The sequence below is a fragment of the Agromyces sp. MMS24-JH15 genome, assembly GCF_043518605.1.
In the GTDB taxonomy this organism is placed as follows: domain Bacteria; phylum Actinomycetota; class Actinomycetes; order Actinomycetales; family Microbacteriaceae; genus Agromyces.
The window spans coordinates 197,520-217,863 of sequence record NZ_CP171358.1; the positions used below are offsets into that span (position 1 = coordinate 197,520).

At 73.5% G+C, this 20,344-nt stretch carries 19 protein-coding genes; 4 read left to right on the plus strand and 15 right to left on the minus strand.

All coding sequences use genetic code 11. The features are described 5' to 3' along the window. Positions 1-70 precede the first annotated feature (70 nt). The 3 genes from ACDF64_RS00910 to ACDF64_RS00920 form a co-directional block, all read right to left on the minus strand. The gene (locus ACDF64_RS00910; protein ID WP_394552913.1) at positions 71-613 is read right to left on the minus strand and encodes an NUDIX domain-containing protein; all 543 of its coding nucleotides are present in this window, start codon (positions 611-613) and stop codon (positions 71-73) included. A 61-nt stretch (positions 614-674) separates the two neighbouring features. Then, entirely contained in the window at positions 675-3,149 is a 2,475-nt protein-coding gene (locus ACDF64_RS00915; RefSeq protein ID WP_394552914.1) for an ATP-dependent helicase, read from the minus strand. A 52-nt stretch (positions 3,150-3,201) separates the two neighbouring features. Next, on the minus strand, positions 3,202-4,251 hold the full coding sequence (locus ACDF64_RS00920) for a glycerophosphodiester phosphodiesterase family protein (protein ID WP_394552915.1): 1,050 nt from the start codon (positions 4,249-4,251) through the stop codon (positions 3,202-3,204). Positions 4,252-4,429: 178 nt separating this feature from the next. On the opposite strand from ACDF64_RS00920, the gene ACDF64_RS00925 reads away from it, so the two are divergent. After that, complete coding sequence (locus ACDF64_RS00925; protein ID WP_394552916.1) at positions 4,430-5,233, plus strand: Bax inhibitor-1/YccA family protein; 804 nt, start codon at positions 4,430-4,432, stop codon at positions 5,231-5,233. A gap of 67 nt (positions 5,234-5,300) precedes the next feature. On the opposite strand, the gene ACDF64_RS00930 is transcribed toward ACDF64_RS00925, so the two are convergent. The 4 genes from ACDF64_RS00930 to ACDF64_RS00945 form a co-directional block, all read right to left on the minus strand. Continuing rightward, positions 5,301-6,611: an RNA polymerase sigma factor gene (locus ACDF64_RS00930; protein WP_394552917.1), complete on the minus strand. Its 1,311-nt coding sequence runs from the start codon at positions 6,609-6,611 to the stop codon at positions 5,301-5,303. A gap of 35 nt (positions 6,612-6,646) precedes the next feature. Further along, entirely contained in the window at positions 6,647-7,078 is a 432-nt protein-coding gene (locus ACDF64_RS00935) for a YciI family protein (protein WP_394552918.1), read from the minus strand. A 174-nt stretch (positions 7,079-7,252) separates the two neighbouring features. Further along, complete coding sequence (locus tag ACDF64_RS00940) at positions 7,253-8,194, minus strand: L-lactate dehydrogenase (protein ID WP_394552919.1); 942 nt, start codon at positions 8,192-8,194, stop codon at positions 7,253-7,255. Between the two features lie 69 nt (positions 8,195-8,263). Then, on the minus strand, positions 8,264-9,466 hold the full coding sequence (locus ACDF64_RS00945; RefSeq protein WP_394552920.1) for an FAD-dependent oxidoreductase: 1,203 nt from the start codon (positions 9,464-9,466) through the stop codon (positions 8,264-8,266). 67 nt (positions 9,467-9,533) lie between these two features. On the opposite strand from ACDF64_RS00945, the gene ACDF64_RS00950 reads away from it, so the two are divergent. Then, complete coding sequence (locus tag ACDF64_RS00950; protein ID WP_394552921.1) at positions 9,534-10,067, plus strand: TetR/AcrR family transcriptional regulator; 534 nt, start codon at positions 9,534-9,536, stop codon at positions 10,065-10,067. Positions 10,068-10,147: 80 nt separating this feature from the next. Here ACDF64_RS00950 and guaA read toward each other — a convergent pair whose 3' ends face one another. The 8 genes from guaA to ACDF64_RS00990 all read right to left on the minus strand — a co-directional run bounded on the left by guaA (position 10,148) and on the right by ACDF64_RS00990 (position 18,378). Further along, on the minus strand, positions 10,148-11,758 hold the full coding sequence (guaA, locus tag ACDF64_RS00955; RefSeq protein ID WP_394552922.1) for a glutamine-hydrolyzing GMP synthase: 1,611 nt from the start codon (positions 11,756-11,758) through the stop codon (positions 10,148-10,150). Further along, positions 11,755-12,210, minus strand: a complete 456-nt coding sequence (locus ACDF64_RS00960; protein ID WP_394552923.1) for a DUF3817 domain-containing protein — start codon at positions 12,208-12,210, stop codon at positions 11,755-11,757. The genes guaA and ACDF64_RS00960 overlap by 4 nt, the downstream gene beginning before the upstream one ends. Positions 12,211-12,274: 64 nt before the next feature. Beyond that, positions 12,275-13,204, minus strand: coding sequence for a S1C family serine protease (locus ACDF64_RS00965; protein WP_394552924.1), 930 nt, complete (start codon positions 13,202-13,204; stop codon positions 12,275-12,277). 28 nt (positions 13,205-13,232) lie between these two features. Continuing rightward, complete coding sequence (locus tag ACDF64_RS00970) at positions 13,233-14,021, minus strand: SURF1 family cytochrome oxidase biogenesis protein (protein ID WP_394552925.1); 789 nt, start codon at positions 14,019-14,021, stop codon at positions 13,233-13,235. An 11-nt stretch (positions 14,022-14,032) separates the two neighbouring features. Next, positions 14,033-14,518 (minus strand): TrkA C-terminal domain-containing protein, encoded by a 486-nt coding sequence (locus ACDF64_RS00975; RefSeq protein ID WP_394552926.1) that lies wholly within the window; start codon positions 14,516-14,518, stop codon positions 14,033-14,035. A gap of 60 nt (positions 14,519-14,578) precedes the next feature. Beyond that, a complete protein-coding gene (locus tag ACDF64_RS00980; protein WP_394552927.1) occupies positions 14,579-16,309 on the minus strand; it encodes a glycerol-3-phosphate dehydrogenase/oxidase in 1,731 nt (576 codons plus the stop codon). A 154-nt stretch (positions 16,310-16,463) separates the two neighbouring features. Then, positions 16,464-17,588 carry a GuaB3 family IMP dehydrogenase-related protein gene (locus ACDF64_RS00985; RefSeq protein WP_394552928.1) on the minus strand — a complete coding sequence of 375 codons (1,125 nt, stop codon included), beginning with the start codon at positions 17,586-17,588 and terminating at the stop codon, positions 16,464-16,466. Positions 17,589-17,727: 139 nt separating this feature from the next. Further along, positions 17,728-18,378 carry a TetR/AcrR family transcriptional regulator gene (locus ACDF64_RS00990; protein ID WP_394552929.1) on the minus strand — a complete coding sequence of 217 codons (651 nt, stop codon included), beginning with the start codon at positions 18,376-18,378 and terminating at the stop codon, positions 17,728-17,730. A gap of 93 nt (positions 18,379-18,471) precedes the next feature. On the opposite strand from ACDF64_RS00990, the gene ACDF64_RS00995 reads away from it, so the two are divergent. Continuing rightward, positions 18,472-19,008: a DoxX family protein gene (locus ACDF64_RS00995; protein WP_394552930.1), complete on the plus strand. Its 537-nt coding sequence runs from the start codon at positions 18,472-18,474 to the stop codon at positions 19,006-19,008. A gap of 122 nt (positions 19,009-19,130) precedes the next feature. Next, complete coding sequence (locus tag ACDF64_RS01000; protein WP_394552931.1) at positions 19,131-20,282, plus strand: MalY/PatB family protein; 1,152 nt, start codon at positions 19,131-19,133, stop codon at positions 20,280-20,282. Positions 20,283-20,344 lie beyond the last annotated feature (62 nt).

Below are 20,344 nucleotides of genomic sequence, written 5' to 3' on the forward strand. Positions count from 1 at the left end.
CCCGGCTATCCCCGGCCGATGCGGAACCTGTGCGGTCCCTGTGAGTGCGGGGCGAGGCGGCCGCGTCCGCTCAGCCCAGCCGGCCGAGCGCGATCGCCGCGTACGCGAGCGCCGCGACGGTCTCGCCGTCGTCGATGCGCCCGTCGCGCACCATCGCGATCGTCTCCGACCACGGCACCGCGCGGACCTCGCTGATGCCCTCCTCGCCCTGGTGGTGCGCGGCGTCGGCCGACCGCTGCAGCCCGGTCGCGAGGTACACGACCTCCGGCGCGCGGCTGATGCCGTTGAGCGCGCTCATCCGGCCGATCTCGCGCCAGTCGGATGCCTCGTACCCGGTCTCCTCGAGGAGCTCGCGCCGGGCCGCCACGAGCGGGTCCTCGCCGTCGGTGCCGCCGGCCGGCACCTCGATGGAGGTGCCGACGGTGTGCCGGTCGACCGTGACGAGGAGCACCTCGTCGCGGTCGGTGACCGCCACGACGAACACTGCCGTGTGGCGCACCTCGAGGACGCCGTAGACGCCCTCGGCGCCGTCGGGGCGGGTCACCAGGTCTTCGGTGACGACGATCCAGGGGTTCTCGTACACCGTGCGGGACGATCGGACGGGCCAGGCCATCGCGCCTCCGTTCAGGGGTCTCAGCGGGTCCGGGGCTCCGGGGTTCCGGGGCTCGGGGGATTCAGAGCTTCTCGATGGGCGCGATCTTGATGAGGAGCTTCTTCGCCCCGAGCGCGTCGAACATGACGTGCGCGATGCGCTTCGCGCCCTCCCCCGTGACCTGCGTGACCTTCCCCTCGCCGAAGTCGGCGTGGCGGATGCGGTCGCCGGCCTCGAGCGTCAGGTCGCCGTTGTCGCGGACGGTCGCGGTGACCTTGTTCGCCCACTCGGTCTTCGCGCCGGGGGTCCGGGTGACGCTGAAGCGTTCGAGGTCGCGGTCGCGCGTGCCCCAGGCGCCGCCCTCGCGGCCGCCGCCCGGACGGCGCGCGTTCAGCGCGCGCGGCTGCGTGCCGCCGCGGCTCGTCGCCATGCCGGGCGACTGCTTCCAGTCGACGAGGTCCTCGGGGATCTCCTGGAGGTACCGGCTCGGCATCGCGACCGCGACCTCGCCGAACTGGGCCCGGCTCATCGCGAGCGACAGGTACAGCTTCTTGCGGGCGCGCGTGATGCCGACGTAGAACAGGCGGCGCTCCTCGGCGGGGCCGCCCGGCTCGCTCGCCGACATCTGGTGCGGCAGCAGGCCCTCCTCGAGTCCGGTGAGGAACACCGCGTGGTACTCGAGCCCCTTCGCGGTGTGGAGCGTCATGAGCGAGACGGTGCCGGACGCGTCGTCGAGCTCGTCGGCGGCGGCCACGAGCGAGACCTGCGTCAGGAAGTCCACGAGCGTCGCGCCCGGGTTCTCGCGGTCGAAGTCGCGCGTCTGCGCGACGAGCTCCTCGACGTTCTCGGCACGGGTCTCGTCCTGCGGGTCGCGGCTGTTGCGGAGGGCCGCGATGAGCCCGGATGCCTCGAGCAGGTGCACGAGCACGTCGCTCACCTTCGCGGCGCCCTCGTTGGTGCCCGCGTCGAGCCCGGCCTGGGACGGCACGAGCATCGCCGCGGCCTGGTCGAGCACGTCGGCGAGCGCGCTGATCGCCCCGCGCACCTTCGGCCCGAGCCCGAGCTCCGCGGCCGACCGCATCGCCTGCCGGAAGCTGAGCCCGTTCTGCTCGGCGAAGCTCGCGATCGCGGTCTCGGTCGCGGGCCCGATGCCCCGCTTGGGCGTGTTCAGGATGCGCCGGAGCGCGAGTTCGTCGAGCGGGTTCGCGACGGCCGTGAGGTAGGCCATCGCGTCCTTGATCTCGGCGCGCTCGTAGAACTTCGTGCCGCCGACGACCCGGTAGGGCAGGGCCGCGCGCACGAAGATCTCCTCGAGTGCGCGCGTCTGCGCGTTGGTGCGGTAGAACACCGCGATGTCGCGGTACGCGACCCCGCCCCGGTGCAGCACCTCGATCTCGTCGGCGATGAACTGCGCCTCGTCGTGCGCGCTGTACCCGGTGTACCCCGTGATCCGGTCGCCGTCGCCGTCAGCGGTCCAGAGCTTCTTGTCCTTGCGGTCGAAGTTGTTCGAGATGACCGCGTTCGCCGCCGAGAGGATGTTCTGGGTCGATCGGTAGTTCTGCTCGAGGAGCACGACCCTCGCGCCCGGGAAGTCGCGCTCGAACTCGGAGATGTTGCGGATGTCGGCGCCGCGGAACGCGTAGATCGACTGGTCGCTGTCGCCGACGACCGTGAGCGAGGCGCCCGGGATCGCGCCGTGGTCGTCCGTGAGGCCACGCACGAGGATGCCGTGCGCGTCGAGCTCGTCGACCACGTCGCGCTCGACCGGGCGCGTGAGCTCGCGGATGAGGGCGTACTGGGCGTGGTTCGTGTCCTGGTACTCGTCGACGAGGAGGTGGCGGAACCGGCGCTGGTAGAGCGCGGCGACCTTCGGGAACGCCCGGAACAGGTACACGGTCTCGGCGATGAGGTCGTCGAAGTCGAGCGCGTGCTGGTCGCGCAGGCGCCGCGAGTACTGGCGGAAGATCTCGAGGAACACCTGTTCCTGCGGGTCGTTCCGGTTCATGTTGCGCGCGTAGGTCTCGACGTCGCTCAGCTCGTTCTTCAGTCGCGAAATCTTCGCCTGCGCGCTCGCGGGCGTGAAGCCCATCTGGTCGGCGTCGAGTTCCTTGATGATGCGCTTCAGCATCGTCCGGGTGTCGGCCGAGTCGTAGATCGTGAACGTCGAGCTCAGGCCGGGCGACTCGGCCTCGCGACGGAGGATCCGCACGCACGCCGAGTGGAAGGTCGAGATCCACATGCCGGACGCGCTCTCCCCGAGGAGTGCCTGCACGCGCTCGCGCATCTCGGCCGCGGCCTTGTTCGTGAAGGTGATCGCGAGGATCTGGCTCGGCCACGCCTCGCGCGTCTCGATGAGGTGGGCGATGCGGTGCGTCAGCACGCGGGTCTTGCCCGAGCCGGCGCCCGCGACGATGAGCAGCGCGGGCCCGCGGTACTCCACCGCCTCGCGCTGCTGCGGGTTGAGCCCGTCGGTGAGGTGGGAGCCTGCGGCGTTCGGTCGGGGCGCGTCGGCCTCGCGCCAGCCGGCCGGGTCGTCGGGGTCGAGGATCAGCGTCATGTCCCCTCGATTCTAGGCGGGGCATCCGACGGCCGATCCGTCCGACCCGGCGCTACCGCGAGCGCGCCGCCTTCGCGGCCGCGCGCGCGTCGACGCCGAGGTCCGGGTGGTCGACGAAGATCCCGTCGACGCCCGTGCGGATCACCTCGGTGAACTCGGCGAGCCACTCCCCCCACGCCGCGCGGGCCGATCCGCGCCGGTGCTCGGGCGCGAGGAACCGGTTCTCGGGACGGAGGGTCCACGTGTAGACTGAGAGCCCTGCGCCGTGGGCCGCGTCGACGAGGTCCGCCCCGGAGAGCACGTCCGCGGCGACGCCGCGTCGCTCGGGGCCGATCAGCCGGCGCTTGCCGACGCTCACGCCCTGGACGCGGCCGGCGAGCCCGAGCAGGCCCGCCTCGGTCGCGAACCGGTCGTAGCCGGGCGCCGCGCGCCCGGACGCGAGCACGAGGTCCCACGGCGCGCCCGCGTCCTCGAGCAGCAGCACGCGCGAGCCGTGGATGCCCCGCTCGGCGAGCCGGTCGAGCAGGGTCGGCTCGAACGACTCGAGGATCAGGCGCTCGTCCCCGCGACCCCAGCCCGCGGCGTCCAGCTCGTCGGCGAACAGGTCGTCGAGCGGCAGTCCACGCTCGGCGAAGTGGCTCGCGTGCTTGAACTCGGCGACGAGGCGGAGCATCCGGTCGTGCTCGTCGGCCGCGACGTCGACCAGCTCCAGGAGGTCCCGCAACCGGATGAGGGGGTTCCGGCCGTCGAACGAGGCGCTCGCCTGCCGGATCGGTCCGAGCCGCTCCGTCGCGCGCAGCGTCGCGAGCTCGGCCCACGTGAAGTCCTCGGTGAACCAGCCGGTCTGCTCGACGCCGTCGACCTCGCGCGTGGTGCGCAGGCGCGCGAACTCCGGCCGGGACGCGACATCCGTCGTGCCCGAGATCTCGTTCTCGTGGCGCAGCACGAGCACGCCGTCGCGCGTGGCGACCAGGTCCGGCTCGACCGCGTCGGCGCCGAGCGCGAACGCGAGCTCGTACGCCGACCGCGTGTGCTCGGGCCGGTACCCGGGCGCGCCGCGGTGTCCGATGACGAGCGGATGTCCCGCGGTGTCGCGCCGCATCCTCAGAGCGTACCCAGCCGATGCCCCGCGTGGCCCGGAACAGCGCGGGAACTCACGGCGTTGTCACGGATTGGGCGGGGCGTCGCCGGGCCCGCTCCGGCTAGATTGGGATGACGCGGGCGCTGCCCCGCGCTGATTCCCCTCCATCCGACAGCAGCCGAAAGCAGAGGAACCGCCCATGGCACTCGACAACCCCGCCTATTCGCGCAACGAGGCGTTCTCGAAGCAAGGCGCCGTTTCGACCGCCCAGGACATGTCCGCGCAGGACCTCCAGCACCTGTTCGAGCAGCCCGCGACGCTGCCCGACCGCGAGGTCATGACGGTCGAGAACACCGTGCAGAAGACGGTCGGCGCGTTCGCCGTGCTCGTCGTGTTCGCCGCCATCGGCTGGTGGGTCACCCCCATCGCGCCGTTCGCGTACGTCGGCGCCTCGATCATCGGCCTCGTGCTCGCCTTCGTGAACATCTTCAAGAAGGAGCCGTCGCCCGGCCTGATCCTCGCCTACGCGGCGGCGCAGGGCGTCTTCGTCGGCGGCATCTCCTGGTTCTTCGAGTCCGCCTACCAGGGCATCGTGGCGCAGGCCGTCATCGCGACCCTCGCCGTCGTCGGCGCGACGCTCGCGCTGTTCGCGAGCGGCAAGGTGCGCGCGTCGAAGAAGGCCACCAAGGTCTTCCTCGTCGCGATGGTCGGGTACCTCCTCTACTCGCTCGTGAGCGTCGTCCTGTCGCTGTTCGGCGCGGCGCCCGGCCCGTGGGGCCTCGACAGCCTGCCCGTCTTCGGCATCCCGCTCGGCCTCCTGATCGGGCCGATCGTGATCCTGCTCGGCGCGTACTCGCTCGTGCTCGACTTCGACTTCATCCAGCAGGCGGTGCGCAACCGCGCGCCGAAGAAGTACGGCTGGACCGGCGCCTTCGGCATCATGGTCACCGTCATCTGGCTGTACCTCGAGATCCTGCGCTTCATCGGGATCGCGCGCGACTAGCGGATGCCTCCGGCCTGAACGGGCCGTCGCCCTCGCGGGCGGCGGCCCGTTCGCCGTTCCGGGCGCGTCAGGCGCCCGCGGCCTTCGCCAGGAGCACCGCGCGCTCGCGGTCGTTCCGCGTCCGGCGCGCGGCCTCCTCGAACTCGGCGCGCGCCTCGCTCGCGCGCCCCAGCCGGGCGAGCAGTTCGCCTCGCACGGTCGGCAGCAGGTGCGAGAGCCGCAGCCGCCGGTCGTCGGCGAGCGCGTCGACGAGCGCGAGCGCGACGGCGGGCCCCCCGTCGGGCTCGGGCGCCATCGACACCGCGACCGCCCGGTTGAGCTCGACGACCGGCGAGGGCGCGATCCGCGCGATCGCGTCGTAGGCGGCGACGATCCGCGGCCAGTCGGTCGCCGCGACCGACGGCGCGACCGCGTGGCACTCGGCGATCACGGCCTGCAGCGCGTACGGGCCGAGCCCGCGATCCCGGCGCCCTGCGACCCGCTCGGCGCGCGCGAGCGCCGCGCGGCCGTGCGCGATGAGCGTGCGGTCCCAGCGGGTGCGGTCCTGCCGGTCGAGCGGGACCGGGTCGCCCGCGGCATCCACCCGGGCCGGGAAGCGGGCGGCCGTGAGCTCCATGAGTGCGACCAGCCCGCCCGGCTCGGGCTCGTCGGGCACGAGCGCCGCGAGCACGCGCCCGAGGCGCATCGCCTCGCGCGCGAGGTCGGGGCGCAGCACGTCGCCGCCGCTGGATGCCGCGTGGCCCTCGGTGAAGACGAGGTAGACGACCGCGAGCACGCCCGCCAGTCGGGCGGCGAACTCGTCCCGGCCGGGCACCTCGAACGGCGCGCCCGCGTCGGCGAGCGCCTTCTTCGCGCGCACGATGCGCTGCTGCACGGTCGCGGTGGGCACGAGGAAGGCGTTCGCGATCTCCTCCGACGAGAGGCCGCCGACGACCCGCAGCGTGAGCGCGACCTGCGCCTCGCGCGCGAGCACCGGGTGGCACGCCGTGAACACGAGTCGCAGCACGTCGTCGTCGATCCGGTCGGGGTCCCAGGGCGGGGCATCCGCCGCCTGCCGCTGCTCGGCCTCGAGGTCGTGCGCGATCGCGGCGAGGCGGTCGTCGTAGCGCTCGCGCCGGCGCCAGCCGTCGATCGCGCGGCGCTTCGCGACCGTCGTCAGCCACGCGCCGGGATTGCGCGGCACGCCGGTCCCGGGCCACTGCTCGAGCGCCTCGGCGAGCGCCTCCTGCGCGAGGTCCTCGGCGAGGCCGAAGTCGCCGACGACCCTGGTCAGCGTCGCGACGATCCGGGCCGACTCGATGCGCCACACGGCCGCGACGGCGCGCCGCGCGGACTCGTCGTCCGTGCGGCGCGCCGTCGGGTCATCCTCGTCGACCATGCCGTGGGCCGTGCGGGACGGGCCGGCGTCGGGACTCAGGCCCCCGAGGCTCGCTCGGCCTCCGCCTTGCGCCAGCCCTCCTCCTTCTGGATCCACTCGTTGTCCTGCGGGAAGTCCTCGGGGCCGTTCACGCGACGCACCTCGATGAAGTTGCCGGGCCCGAGCGGCGCACGCGAGGCCCACTCCTTGGCCTCCTCCACCGTGGCGACCTCGATCATCCAGAAGCCGTTGAAGAGCTCCTTGATCTCGCCGTACGGGCCGTCGGTCACGAGCGGCGTCTCGCCCGAGAAGTCCACGACGAACCCCTCGGATGCGTCGGCCAGCCCCTCGCCCGCGACCAGGACGCCGGCGTCGATCATCGACTCGTTGTAGCGCCCCATCTCCGCGATGACCTGCTCGAACGGGAGCTGCGCGTAGCGCTCGAGGGCCTCCTCGGTGCCGCGCATGATCAGCATGTACTTCGTCATCGGATCGTCTCCTTCGTCGGGCCGCGATTCGACCCTCTCACTGGATGCGTCGAACGGGAAGGGTGCGGATCGACACGAGAGTCGAACCCGGCCCCGGATCGACCGGGCGTCGCGATCGACCGCGATCCGAGGACGGGCGCGCGACGGCGCGACGGCGCGACGGCGACCCGAGGATCAGTACGAGATCGAGTCGAGCGACTCGCGCATCGCCACGGCCGACGCACGCAGCTTCTGGTCCTCCGAGAAGGAGAACTCGGTGCCCATCACCGGGACGGGCCCGTCGCGGCCGACGATGCACGGCACCGACAGTGCGACGCCGCTGATCCCGCGGTAGTCGCTCAGGACCGTGCTGACCGGCATGATGCCCTTCTCGTCGTGCAGCACGGCCTCGACGATCCGAGCCGCCGACAGGCCGATCGCGTAGTTCGTCGCGCCCTTGCCCTCGATGACGCGGTAGGCGGCGTCGCGCACCTCGGCGGCGATGACGTCGAGTTCCGTCGAGGTGAGCGGGTTCGCTCCCCGCCACTCGAGCAGCGGCACCGGTCCGATCGTGGCGGTCGACCAGAGCGGGAACTCCGTGTCCCCGTGCTCGCCGACGATGTGCGCGTGCACGCTCTCGGTCGCGACGCCGAGCCGTCGCCCGAGCACCCAGCGCAGCCGGGACGTGTCGAGCAGCGTCCCGGACCCGAAGACGCGTCCCGCCGGGAGTCCGGTGATCTCCTGGGCCACCACGGTGAGCACGTCGACCGGGTTGGTGACGAGCATGATCACGGCGTGCGGCGCCAGCTCGACGACCCGGGGCAGCAGCTTGCCGAGGATCCCCGCGTTCGTCTCGGCGAGCTCGAGCCGGGTCTGGCCCGGCTGCTGCTTGGCTCCCGCGGTGACCACGACGATGTCGGAATCGGCGAGCACCGCGAGGTCGTCGCCGCCCGTGATCGCCGATTTCGTGAAGTGCGTCCCGTGCGCGAGGTCGAGCACCTCGGCCTCGACCTTCGCCTTCGCGATGTCGTAGAGCACGACCTCGTTCGCAGAACCGCGGATGAGCGCCGCGTACGCGATGCTCGTGCCGACGGCGCCCGCGCCGATGACTGCCAGTTTCGTCCCTCTGCGCGTCATGCTGCCCATCCTGCCGTGTCCGGCGGGATGCGAGACAGGATTCCACCGGAAAAACTCGGCGCCCCCTCCTCAGGCGGTGGTCGCCGCCTTCGCGGGCGCGGTTGCGGGTGCGGGCGCGGGCGCTGGTCCCGTCCGTCGGCCGCCGGTCGCGGCGGCGGCGACGCGGAGCACCCGGTCCCGCCACGGCTGCCCGCGCTCGGCGAGCGCCACGCGCATGACGAGGTCGGACGCACGTGCGAGCCGGCGCGTGCGAGCGGCGCGGGCCCGGTCGTACGCGCGCAGCGCCTCGTCGACCGGCCGTTCGGCGAGGAGGCCCGCGAGCGTGACGGCGTCGACGAGCGCTTCGCCGGCGCCGCGCCCGAGGTTCGGCGTCATCGCGTGGGCGGCGTCTCCGACGAGCGCGACCGGTACCCCGATCGCGTCCGCGCTCGGCCGCCGCCGGCTGCCGGCGCCGCGACGTGCGACGACGTGCCGCAGCGGGGGCGCCGCGTGGATGCGCTGGGCGAGGGTGGTCCCGGGATCGACCGCCTCGAGGATCGCCGTGGTCGCGTGCGGCAGGTCGGCCGCGGCCGCGGCGTGCGCGCGCAGTTCGGCGAGCGCGGCTTCGACGTCCACGTCGCGTGGCCCGAGCTCCGACCGGAACGCGCTGAACCAGTTCGTGCCGTCGGCGTGCGGGCCGGCGCCGAAGAGCCATCCACGCCCCCAGCGCTCGCCGTACTCGCCCTCGTCGAACCGCAGCGGCAGCACGCCGCGCACCGCGAGCCAGGGCGTCGCGACCGCGGCGGATGCCTCGCCCCACAGTGCCCGGCGGACCGCGCTGTGCACCCCATCCGCGCCGACGACGAGGTCGGCCGGCGCCCCGTCGACCTCGGGAGCGCGCCCGGCCGCGAGGTCGATCCGGGCGTCCACGCGTGCCGTCTCGGCAGGCACGGCGTCGTGGAGGGCGGTGAGCAGGGCGCGGCGGCCGACGAGGATGGAGCCCGGCATCGGCGGGGCGACGACCGCGCCGCCGTCGAGCGTGCCGATCGGGAACCGGTCGATCGACGGGCTCGCCGCGGCGAGGGGTCCGAAGACGCCGATGCGCTCGAGCGCGGCGCGGGCCAGGGGCCAGACGGCGAGGCTCGTGTTCACTGCGGGAATGCCCGGGTACTGCTCGAACACGGCGACGCGGAACCGGGCGGCGTCGAGCCGCGCGGCGAGGGCGAGGCCGGCGATGCCGCCGCCGACGATCGCGATGCGGAGGGGCGTCCGGTGCTGGGTGCGGGTGGCCATGCCGCGAACGTACTACAAATGTAGTGATCCGTCACTACATTTGTAGTCATGCCGCTAGACTCCCCGCATGACCGACCGTCGCACCCTCGTGGCCGACACCGCGCTCGACCTCGTCGCGACCCGGGGCCTCAAGGGCCTCACGCACCGCGCGGTCGACGAGGCCGCCGGCCTCCCCACTGGCACGACGTCGAACCACTTCCGCACGCGCGCCGCGCTCGTCGCCGCCGTCGTCGACCGCATCGAGCAGCGCGACCTCGAGGTCTGGGCCTCCGACGGCCGCGAGGCGCCGACCAACGCCGACGACCTCGCCGGCCGCCTGGCGGGCTATCTCGCCGTCTTCGTGCGCGGCCACGCGGGCCTGACCCGGGCGCGGCTCGCGGTCTCGCTCGCCGAGCCCGCCGCCGTCGCCGCAGGCCACGCGCGCTTCCTCGCGATCGCGCGCACGATGCTGGTGCACGCGGGCATCGACGACCCCGAGGTCCGCGCCCGCTGGATCGCCGACCAGTGCGACGGCCTGCTCCTGCACCAGCTCACCGTTCGCGCGGGCGAGCCCGTGGACGAGCCGGCGGCCGCCCGGGCCATCCGCGCGCTCCTGGGCTGAGCCGGACCCGAACCGACCGCCCCGGGGACGCCGAAGGGCGCGGGCCAGCAGGCCCGCGCCCTTCGCGCGTCACGGGAGCTTCACTCCCACTCGATGGTCCCCGGCGGCTTCGACGTGACGTCGAGCACGACGCGGTTCACGTCGGCGACCTCGTTCGTGATGCGGTTCGAGATCTTCGCGAGCACGTCGTACGGCAGGCGCGTCCAGTCGGCGGTCATCGCGTCCTCCGAGCTCACCGGGCGCAGCACGATCGGGTGCCCGTAGGTCCGGCCGTCGCCCTGCACGCCCACCGAGCGGACGTCGGCGAGCAGCACGACCGGGCACTGCCAGATCTCGCCGTCCAGGCCCGCTGCGCTCAGCTCCTCGCGCGCGATCGCGTCGGCCTCGCGGAGCAGATCGAGACGATCACGGGTGACCTCGCCCACGATGCGGATCCCGAGGCCGGGCCCCGGAAAGGGCTGGCGCGCGACGATCGCCTCGGGCAGGCCGAGCTCGCGGCCGATCGCGCGCACCTCGTCCTTGAACAGCGTGCGCAGCGGCTCGACGAGCTCGAACTGCAGGTCCTCGGGGAGGCCGCCCACGTTGTGGTGGCTCTTGATGTTCGCCGTGCCCGTGCCGCCGCCCGACTCGACCACGTCGGGGTACAGCGTGCCCTGCACGAGGAACTTGATCGGCTCGCCCGACGCAGCGGCCTCGGCGATCAGGTCGCGCTCGGCCTGCTCGAACGCGCGGATGAACTCGCGGCCGATGATCTTGCGCTTCTGCTCGGGGTCGCTCACGCCCTCGAGCGCGGCGAGGAACGTCTCGGCCGCGTCGATCGTGACGAGCCGCACGCCGGTCGCCTCGACGTAGTCCTGCTGCACCTGCTCGCGCTCGCCCTTGCGCAGCAGGCCGTGGTCGACGAAGACCGCGGTGAGCTGCTCGCCGACGGCGCGCTGCACGAGCGCGGTCGACACGGCCGAGTCCACGCCGCCCGACAGCGCGGAGATGACGCGCGCCGAGCCGACCTGGGTGCGGATCCGCTCGACCTGCTCGGCGATCACGTTGCCCGCGTTCCAGTCGGCGGGGATCCCGGCGGCGCGGTGCAGGAAGTTCTCGAGCACGCTCTGGCCGAACTGCGAGTGCTTCACCTCGGGGTGCCACTGCACGCCGTAGAACTTGCGCTCGTCGTTCGCGAAGGCCGCGACCGGCGTCGAGGCCGTCGAGGCGAGCACCTCGAAGCCCTCGGGTGCGACGGCGACCGAATCGCCGTGGCTCATCCACGTGATCTGGTGCTCGGGCTGGCCGCCGAGCAGCAGGTTGCCCTCGTCGGCGCGCACGGTGGTCTCGGTCGAGCCGTACTCGCGGTGCCCGGTCCGGGCGACCTCGCCGCCGAGCTGGCGGGCCATGACCTGGAAGCCGTAGCAGATGCCGAGCGTGGGGACCCCGAGCTGCAGGATGCCCTCGTCGAGCGACGGCGCGCCCTCCTCGTAGACCGAGCTCGGGCCGCCCGACAGGACGATGCCGATCGGGTTCTTCGCGGCGACCTCAGCGGCCGTGATCGTGTGCGGCACGATCTCGCTGTAGACGGATGCCTCCCGCACGCGCCGCGCGATCAGCTGCGCGTACTGCGCGCCGAAGTCGACGACGAGGACGGGACGGTGCTCGGTGCTGTTCGACGGCGCGGTGCCGTTCGACGGCGCGGTGCTCACTGGGCGGCCTCCACGGGCTCGGAATCGGTCGAAGCGGACGCCTCGCCCTCGCGCACGGCGAGGTAGGCGCGGACCTCGCGGCCGATGCGGACCTCGAGGAAGAACGACAGGAACGGGACGATGCCGCCGAGGGCGATCAGGATGAACCGCCCGAAGCGCCAGCGCATGAGGCTCCACAGGCGGAAGTCGCTGAACAGGTAGAGCACGTAGAACCAGCCGTGCACGATGAGGATGCCCGTCGAGAGGTTCACGGCCGTCACGGTGTCGACCGGGACGAACGCGAGGAACCCGTCCGGGCCCCCGAGCTCGAGCTCGAGCCCGAAGGCGTACTTCATGAGCATCTCGGCGCAGAGCAGCAGCAGGAGCACGCCCGTGATGACGGACGCGACCTGGTAGAGCTTCAGCGCCCCGCGAATGCGCGGCAGATCGGCGAGTTTGGGCTCGAGGGGCATGCTCCAAGTCTACGTGGCGCCGGACGGGCGAAGTCGCGGGGTCGCACCCGACCTCCGGCCGCGCTCACGGGACGTCGACGAGTTCCCGCGGCGTCACGAACACGTCGACGAGCGCGCCGTTGCGCCAGACCGTCATCTCGACCCGGCGGTCGATCGCGTCCTCGACCATGAGTCGCGCGATCGACGTCGACGTGACGACCCCGTTGCCGTCGAGCGAGACCACGATGTCGCCACGGAGCACGCCCGCGAGGTCGGCCGGGCTGTCCGCCACGACGCCCGCGACGCGCAGGCCGGTCGGCGACCCGATCCGCTCGCGGAGGTCGGGCGCGAGGCGCACGCGTTCGCCCGCGATGCCGAGCCACGCCCGACGGATCCGCCCGGTCCCCACGAGCGCGTCGATGATCGCCCGGGTCGATGCGTTGATCGGCACGGCGAGGCCCAGGCCCACCCCCGCGACCGCGGTGTTCACGCCGACCATGCGGCCCGACCCGTCCGCGAGCACGCCGCCCGAGTTCCCGGGGTTGAGCGCCGCGTCCGTCTGGATCACCTCGTCGATGACGCGGCCCGACCCGGTCGGCAGCGATCGACCGAGGTTCGACACGATGCCCGCGGTGACGCTGCCCGCGAGCCCGAGCGGATTCCCGAGCGCGACCACGAGCTGGCCGACGCTGAGCGCGGCGGCATCCCCGAACCCGACCGCCGGCGGCACCGGCTCGTGCGCCCGCAGGACCGCGAGGTCCGAGAGCACGTCGCGCCCGACGACCTCGACCGCGACGACCGTGCCGTCGCCGAACGACGCCTCGGCGCTCCTGGCCCCGGCGACGACGTGCGCGCTCGTCAGGAGCACGCCGTCCGCGTCGATCACGCTCGCGCTGCCCGCGCCGTCGCCGCGCGCCGAACGGACGGCGAGGCTCGCGACGCTCGGGAGCACCGTGCGCGCGACCTGCGTCACGACCCTCGAGTACGCGTCGAGCGGATCCTCATCGGCGGCCATACGGCCATGCTCCCCCGGGCCGCGTGGGTCAGGTCCGGAGTTCGCCCGCGGCGGAATCGTCCGCGCTCGCGGCCTCCGCCTCCTCGCGCTCGCGCTCGACGGCGTCCTGCACGAGCCGGTACCAGAGGTAGATCGCGAAGCCCGCGAAGACGATCCACTCGACCGCGTAGAAGACGTTGAGCCAGTTCAGCTCGCCGTCGACGGGGGGCGGCGGCGAGGAGATCGCGTCGAGGCCTTCGGCCGGGTCCGCGGCGGTCACGTAGCCGAAGTAGGCCGGGCGGTCGTCGAAGTCCGCCCACAGGTTCACGAGCTGCGCCACGGCGACCGTCGTGATCCGCTGCGGGTCCTCGCCGGCGTCCGGCGCGACGGGCGCCTCGCTCGGCAGGAAGCGTCCGACCACGCGGACCTCGGCGGTCGGGTCGACGGCGGCCTCGAACGCGTCCAGCGCCGCCCGGGCGTCGTCGCGGTCGGCGGCCCAGCCGAGGGCGATCGGCAGGCCCGCGGGCGCGCCGTCGGTCACCTCGAGGTGGGCCACGACCCAGGTGCCGAGCTCCTCGTGGTTCAGGCGGCCGTCGACGAGCACGGTGTCGCCGGGGACCCAGGTGCCGACGACCTCGACCCGCTGCGCAGTCGCGGACTGCGGCGTCGGGGCATCCGGGTCGACCAGGCCCGCGAACGCCTGGACCTCCTCGGTCGGGCGCTCGACGACGACCGCGGCCTCGAGGGCGCGACCGAGCTGCCATTGGCTGAGCACGGCGAACGCGGCGGCGATGCCGAGCGCGGCGAGGAGCGCGAGCACCCATCGAGGGCGCAGCATCATGCGGAGCATCAGGCGGATGCCCCCCGAGCGGCCTGCACGACCTCGTCGACGGCGTCGCCGGGCCCGACGAGGATCAGCGTGTCCCCCGCCTCGACCACGAACGCCGCGTCGGGCGACGGCGTCGCCCGGTCGCGACGCACGACGGCGGCGACGACCACGTCGGGCCGCGCGACGCCCGGCAGGTCGCCGAGGCTCCGCCCGGCGAGCGCGTCGTCCGCGCGCACCGTGAACCAGTCGATCGGCACGCCGGGCACTTCGTCGAGGTCGGCGATCGTCTCGACGATCGTCGTGCCGCCGAGCAGGTCGGCGAGCGTCGAGGCCTCCTCCTCGTCGAGCCGGACCGGACGCGCCGACCCCTGCGCGCCGCCGGGGCGCACGACGAGGTCGCTCGACCCCGAGCGGTGGGCGACGACCGCGATCTCGACGTCGTCGGCGGTCGTGAAGGAGTGCAGCATGCCGACGCCGGGAAGCGTGACCCGTCGCACCTCGACCATGTCTCTCCTCGGCTCAGGCGTTCGCCCAAGTCTACCGGCGCCGCCTCCGGGACCGGCGCGTCAGTCGATGGCGACGATGTCGGGCGCCTCGAGGCGGACGCGGTCGGCCGACTCGTCGTCCGGCATCTCCTGCGACGCGCGCTCGGCGGCCACGCGCTGGATGTAGCGCTCGACCTCGAGCTGCTCGCGCTCGGCGTCCCAGCCGAGGACGCCGCCCATGAGCTTCGCGGCGACGGGCGCGGCCGACACGCCGCGGTCCCACGCCTCGATCGAGATCCTGGTGCGCCTGGCGAGCACGTCGTCCAGGTGCAGCGCGCCCTCGTGGGATGCCGCGTACACGACCTCGGCGCCGATGTAGTCGTCGGCTCCGGGCAGGGGATCGAGCAGCGAGGCATCCTCTCGGATCAGGTCGAGCAGGTCGTCGGTGAGCGTGCCGTAGCGGTTCAGCAGGTGCTCGATGCGCACCTTGTGGACGCCGAACGCGCGCGCGATCTTCGCGCGCTTGTTCCACGCGGCGTGGTAGCCCTCGGCGCCGAGCAGCGGGATCTCGTCGGTCGTCGACGCCGGCACGCGGCCGTCCATCGCGTCGACGGCGGCGTCGATCGCATCCTTCGCCATGACGCGGTAGGTGGTCCACTTGCCGCCCGCGACGACCACGAGGCCCGGCACCGTGTGCGCGACGATGTGCTCGCGCGAGAGCTTGGAGGTCTGCTCGCTCTCGCCGGCGAGCAGCGGCCGGAGCCCGGCGAACACGCCCTCGACGTCCTCGCGCGTGAGCGGCACGCGGAGCACCGCGTTCACGTGCTCGAGCACGTAGTCGATGTCGGCGGCGGTCGCGGCGGGGTGCGCCTTGTCGAGGTTCCAGTCGGTGTCCGTCGTGCCGACGAGCCAGTGGCGGCCCCACGGGATGACGAACAGCACGCTCTTCTCGGTGCGGAAGATCATGCCCATCGCCGACTGGATCCGGTCACGGGGCACCACCAGGTGGATGCCCTTCGAGGCGCGCACGTGGAACGTGCCGCGCTCGCCGACCATGCGCTGCGTGTCGTCCGTCCAGACGCCCGTGGCGTTGACGACCTGCCGCGCGCGGATCTCGAAGTGCTCGTCGGTCTGGAGGTCGTGCGCCTTCACGCCCACGACCCGCTCGCCGACCTTGATGAAGCCCTCGACGTTGACGCGGCTCGCGACGTGGGCGCCGTAGAAGGACGCCGTGCGGGCGAGGCTCGCGACGTAGCGGGCGTCGTCGACCTGCGCGTCGTAGTAGGTCGCGCCGCCGATGAGCGCGTTCGGCGCGAGCGACGGGATGGCGCGCATGACCTGGGTCTTCGAGAGGTGGCGGTGGTGCGGGACGCCGGGCGGGCGGCCGCCCGTGTAGCTGAAGATGTCGTAGAGCATCATGCCGGCGCCGATGTAGAAGCGCTCGATCACGCGCTTCTTCAGCGGGTAGAGGAACCGCACGGGCTTCACGAGGTGCGGTGCGAGGCGCTGGAGCAGGAGCCCGCGCTCGATGAGCGCCTCGCGCACGAGCCGGAAGTCGAGCTGCTCGAGGTACCGGATGCCGCCGTGGACGAGCTTCGAGGAACGGCTCGACGTGCCCGACGCCCAGTCCCTGGCCTCGAGGAGGCCCGTGGAGAGGCCGCGCGTCACGGCGTCGAGCGCGGCGCCCGTGCCGACGATGCCGCCGCCGACGACGAGGATGTCGAGTTCCTTGGCCTTCAGCCGCTCGATCGCCTCGCGCCGTTCGTCCGGTCCCAGCCGATTCGATCGCGTCACCGACTTGAGCTTCGCCATCACGCCCCCCGTTCCGGCCGGCCGCCCCCGCGCGGCCGGATGCTCCCCACGCTACCCGAGGGGCAGGACGGATGCCACGGCAGTCGGGGGACGCCCGGTGCTCCCGGCGCGGCCCGGCCCGGCCCGACGAGGCTACTGGCCCAACCCGGCCCGGCTACTGGCCCTGGTACGGCGCGACGACGACCTCGACGCGCTGGAACTCCTTGAGGTCGGAGTACCCGGTCGTGGCCATCGACTTGCGCAGGGCCCCGACGAGGTTCGCGGTGCCGTCGGCGCTCGGCGCCGGACCGTAGAGGATCTCCTCGAGCGGAGCGACCTGGCCGACCTGCACGCGCTTGCCGCGCGGCAGCTGCGGGTGGTGCGCCTCGGCGCCCCAGTGCCAGCCGCCGCCCGGGGCATCCGTCGCCCTCGCGAGGGCCGCGCCCAGCATGACCGCGTCGGCGCCGCACGCGACCGCCTTCACGATGTCGCCCGCCACGCCGACGCCGCCGTCGGCGATGACGTGCACGTAGCGACCGCCCGACTCGTCGAGGTAGTCGCGGCGCGCGCCGGCCACGTCGGCGACCGCGGTCGCCATCGGCGCGTGGATGCCGAGCGAGGCGCGCGTGGTCGACGCGGCGCCGCCGCCGAAGCCGACGAGGACGCCCGCCGCGCCCGTGCGCATGAGGTGGAGCGCGGCCGTGTAGGTCGCCGCGCCGCCGACGATGACGGGCACGTCGAGCTCGTAGATGAACTTCTTGAGGTTGAGCGGCTCGCGCTGCTGCGCGACGTGCTCGGCCGACACCGTGGTGCCGCGGATGACGAAGAGGTCGACGCCGGCCGCGACGACGGTCGCGTACAGCTCCTGCGTGCGCTGCGGGGAGAGCGCGCCCGCGACGGTGACGCCCGCGGCCCGGATCTCCGCGAGACGCGCGGTCACGAGCTCGGGCTTGATCGGCTCGGCGTACAGCTCCTGCATGCGCGCGGTCGCGCGGTCGGCGGGGAGCGCGCGGATCTCCGCGAGCACGGGCTCGGGGTTCTCGTACCTGGTCCACAGGCCCTCGAGGTCGAGCACGCCGAGTCCGCCGAGGCGGCCCATGTCGATCGCGGTCTTCGGCGAGACGACCGAGTCCATGGGCGCCGCGAGGAACGGGATGTCGAACTGGTAGGCGTCGATCGACCAGCTCACCGAGACGTTCTCGGGATCGCGGGTGCGTCGGCTCGGGACGATCGCGACATCGTCGAACGCGTAGACACGTCGGCCGCGCTTGGCGCGCCCGATCTCGATCTCCTGGGTCACCCGACCAGCCTACCGAACGGGCCGGACACGGCCGCGGACGGCGGACGAGCGCGCGCCTCCCGCGGACCGGGTGGATGCCTCGTGCCCTGGCGTGCGGATGCCCCGAGCCCGGGCCGCGCCCGGCCGGCGCGAGACGCCCTCAGCGCGCGCGCCCGATCCGCCCGTCCTCGCCGAACAGGCGCCCGGCGACGGCGCGCGCGACCTCCTCGGCGCCCGCGCCCTCGGGCGGCACGATCGCCCCGGCGTTCCACAGCGTGGCGAAGCCGTGCACGAGCGACCACGCGGCGAGCGCGTTCGCGCGGTCGTCGCCGGGTTCGGCCTCGGCCCCCGCGCGCAGGACCGCCGCGGCGCGCTCGCGCTGCTCCACGAGGGCCGGGTCGTCGTCGTGCACGAGGTCGGGACGGAACATGACCGCGAACCGGCCCGGCTCGCCGGTCGCGAAGCGCACGTAGGCCACGCCGGCCTCGGCGAACACGGCGGCGGATGCCCCGGCTCCGCGTGCGGCGCCGTGCTCCTCGCCGCGCTCCTCGCCGTTCCCGTCGGCGGGCCCGTGTTCGGCTGCGGCGCGGACGGCGCGCTCGAGCGCGTCGGCGAGCCGGGCGAACCCGTCGGCGGCGATCGCCGTGAACAGGCCCGCGCGGTCCCCGAAGTGGTGGGCGGGCGCCGCGTGCGAGACGCCCGCGCGGCGCGCGAGGTCGCGCAGGCTGAGGGCGTCGGCGCCGTGCTCGGCGATCGCGGCGACGGCCTCGTCGACGAGCGCCTGCCGGAGGTTGCCGTGGTGGTACGCCATGCGTCGAGCGTAGGCGACACATCTAGGCATTGACAAGTTCATCGTCCGGGTGCAATCTAGTCAGCGACAAGATTCACATGATCGGAGCATCCCATGACCACCGCATCCGCTCCCACCGGCTCGACCCCCGAGGCCGCGGCATCGCCGCGCCGCAATCCGTGGGCGCAGACCTTCCTCTCCCCCGTGCCGATCGCGTTCGCGATCGGCACGCTCGGCACCGCCGTCCTCGGCGCGGTGCTCGCCGCCTTCGGCATCCCCGGCCTCGCCGGCTGGCAGGCCTGGCTCACGGGCGGCCTGTCGCTCATGTTCCTCATCTCCGCGTCCGGCAGGCTCCAGCCGAAGGTCCGGGCCGGCCTCGTCGCCATGGTGCCGCCGGGTGTGCCGAACCCCGGCCTCGTGGTCGCCGCGACCGGCGTGCTCGAGGCCGCGGGCGCGATCGGGCTCCTCCTGCCGCCGACGCACCGGGCCGCGGCGATCTGCCTCGCGCTCCTCCTCATCGCCGTCTTCCCCGCCAACGTGCGCGCCGCTCGCCTCGGCGAGCGCCTCGGCGGACTCTTCTCGCCGCTCCTGCCGCGCACGGTCGAGCAGGTCGTCTGGATCGCGGCCTGCGTGGCCGTCGCGATCGGATGACCCGTCCCGGGGGACCCGTCCCCGGATGACCCGTCCCCGGACGAACCGCCCGCCTTGGACCCGCCCGCGACGCCGACCGCCCGTCGGCGCCGTGGGCGACGGCGCGCTGGCACACTGGACGCATGCAGCGCGTGCCCGCCGACCCGATCGACCTGCTCCGCACCCGGACGAGCGCGAAGTGGCGCACCCACCCCGACGACGTGCTTCCGCTCCCGGTCGCCGAGATGGACTACCCGCTCGCCGAACCGATCGCCGAGGCGCTGCACGCGGCGATCCGCCGATCCGACACCGGCTACGCGTACGACGGCGGCGAGACCGCCTGGGCCTTCGCGGAGTTCGCCTCCGCCCGGCTCGGCTGGGAGGTCGACCCCGCCCGCATCACCCCGACCTCCGACGTGAGCATGGGCATCGTCGAGGTGCTGCGCCGGGCGGTCCGGCCCGGCGAGCGCGTCGTCATCACGCCGCCCATCTACCCGCCGTTCTACGAGCTCGTCGCCGAGGCGTCCGCCGAGGTCGTCGAGGTGCCGATGCAGGGCGGCATCGACGAAGGGTGGTCGCTCGACCTGCTCGGCATCGAGGCGGCGTTCGCCGCCGGGGCGCGCGCGATCGTGCTGTGCAACCCGCACAATCCGATCGGCTACGTACCGCCGGCCGACGAACTCGCCGCCCTGGCGGACATCGCGCACGGGTTCGGGGCCACGGTCGTCGCCGACGAGGTGCACGGGCCGCTCACCCTGCCCGGGACCCGCTACACGCCGTTCCTCACGGTCTCGGACACCGCGCGCGAACGCGGCGTCGCCGTGACCGCGGCGACGAAGGCGTTCAACATCGCGGGCCTGAAGGCGGCGCTCATCGTCACCGCATCGGAGCGCGGCGACCGGCTCCGCGCGAGTCTCCCGTACGAGGTGCCGTGGCGCATGAGCCAGTTCGGCTCGATCGCCACGACCGCCGCGTTCCGCCACGGCGGCGCCTGGCTCGACGGCGTCCTCGCGAGCCTCGACGACAACCGGCGCCTGCTCGCCGACCTGCTCGAGGAGGACCTGCCCGGGGTGCGCTACCGCACGCCCGACGCGACCTACCTCGCCTGGCTCGACCTCACCGCGCTCGGCTGGGGCGACGACCCCGCCGTGACCGCGCTCGAGCGCGCCCGCGTCGCACTCGCGAACGGGCCGCAGTTCGGGGCATCCGTCGGGCGCGGGCACGCGCGCCTCAACTTCGCGTGCTCACCCGAGGTGCTCGCCGAGGCGATCTCGAGGATCGCCGACGCACGCTGACCGAGCGGTGGGAAGCCGCGGCGGCGCCGACCGGGTCGCCCGGGCGGCGCACTGGTCCGGCC

Excerpts from the sequence above, each read along its gene's own strand:
- ACDF64_RS00980 (WP_394552927.1), bottom strand. The coding sequence starts at position 16,309 with ATGGCGAAGCTCAAGTCGGTGACGCGATCGAATCGGCTGGGACCGGAC.
- ACDF64_RS00995 (WP_394552930.1), top strand. The coding sequence starts at position 18,472 with ATGACCACCGCATCCGCTCCCACCGGCTCGACCCCCGAGGCCGCGGCA.
- ACDF64_RS00965 (WP_394552924.1), bottom strand. The coding sequence starts at position 13,204 with ATGGCCGCCGATGAGGATCCGCTCGACGCGTACTCGAGGGTCGTGACG.
- ACDF64_RS00960 (WP_394552923.1), bottom strand. The coding sequence starts at position 12,210 with ATGCCCCTCGAGCCCAAACTCGCCGATCTGCCGCGCATTCGCGGGGCG.
- ACDF64_RS00930 (WP_394552917.1), bottom strand. The coding sequence starts at position 6,611 with ATGGTCGACGAGGATGACCCGACGGCGCGCCGCACGGACGACGAGTCC.
- ACDF64_RS00950 (WP_394552921.1), top strand. The coding sequence starts at position 9,534 with ATGACCGACCGTCGCACCCTCGTGGCCGACACCGCGCTCGACCTCGTC.
- ACDF64_RS00935 (WP_394552918.1), bottom strand. The coding sequence starts at position 7,078 with ATGACGAAGTACATGCTGATCATGCGCGGCACCGAGGAGGCCCTCGAG.
- ACDF64_RS00975 (WP_394552926.1), bottom strand. The coding sequence starts at position 14,518 with ATGGTCGAGGTGCGACGGGTCACGCTTCCCGGCGTCGGCATGCTGCAC.
- ACDF64_RS00945 (WP_394552920.1), bottom strand. The coding sequence starts at position 9,466 with ATGGCCACCCGCACCCAGCACCGGACGCCCCTCCGCATCGCGATCGTC.
- ACDF64_RS00915 (WP_394552914.1), bottom strand. The coding sequence starts at position 3,149 with ATGACGCTGATCCTCGACCCCGACGACCCGGCCGGCTGGCGCGAGGCC.
- ACDF64_RS00920 (WP_394552915.1), bottom strand. The coding sequence starts at position 4,251 with ATGCGGCGCGACACCGCGGGACATCCGCTCGTCATCGGACACCGCGGC.
- ACDF64_RS00925 (WP_394552916.1), top strand. The coding sequence starts at position 4,430 with ATGGCACTCGACAACCCCGCCTATTCGCGCAACGAGGCGTTCTCGAAG.
- ACDF64_RS00990 (WP_394552929.1), bottom strand. The coding sequence starts at position 18,378 with ATGGCGTACCACCACGGCAACCTCCGGCAGGCGCTCGTCGACGAGGCC.
- ACDF64_RS01000 (WP_394552931.1), top strand. The coding sequence starts at position 19,131 with ATGCAGCGCGTGCCCGCCGACCCGATCGACCTGCTCCGCACCCGGACG.
- ACDF64_RS00910 (WP_394552913.1), bottom strand. The coding sequence starts at position 613 with ATGGCCTGGCCCGTCCGATCGTCCCGCACGGTGTACGAGAACCCCTGG.
- ACDF64_RS00940 (WP_394552919.1), bottom strand. The coding sequence starts at position 8,194 with ATGACGCGCAGAGGGACGAAACTGGCAGTCATCGGCGCGGGCGCCGTC.
- ACDF64_RS00970 (WP_394552925.1), bottom strand. The coding sequence starts at position 14,021 with ATGCTGCGCCCTCGATGGGTGCTCGCGCTCCTCGCCGCGCTCGGCATC.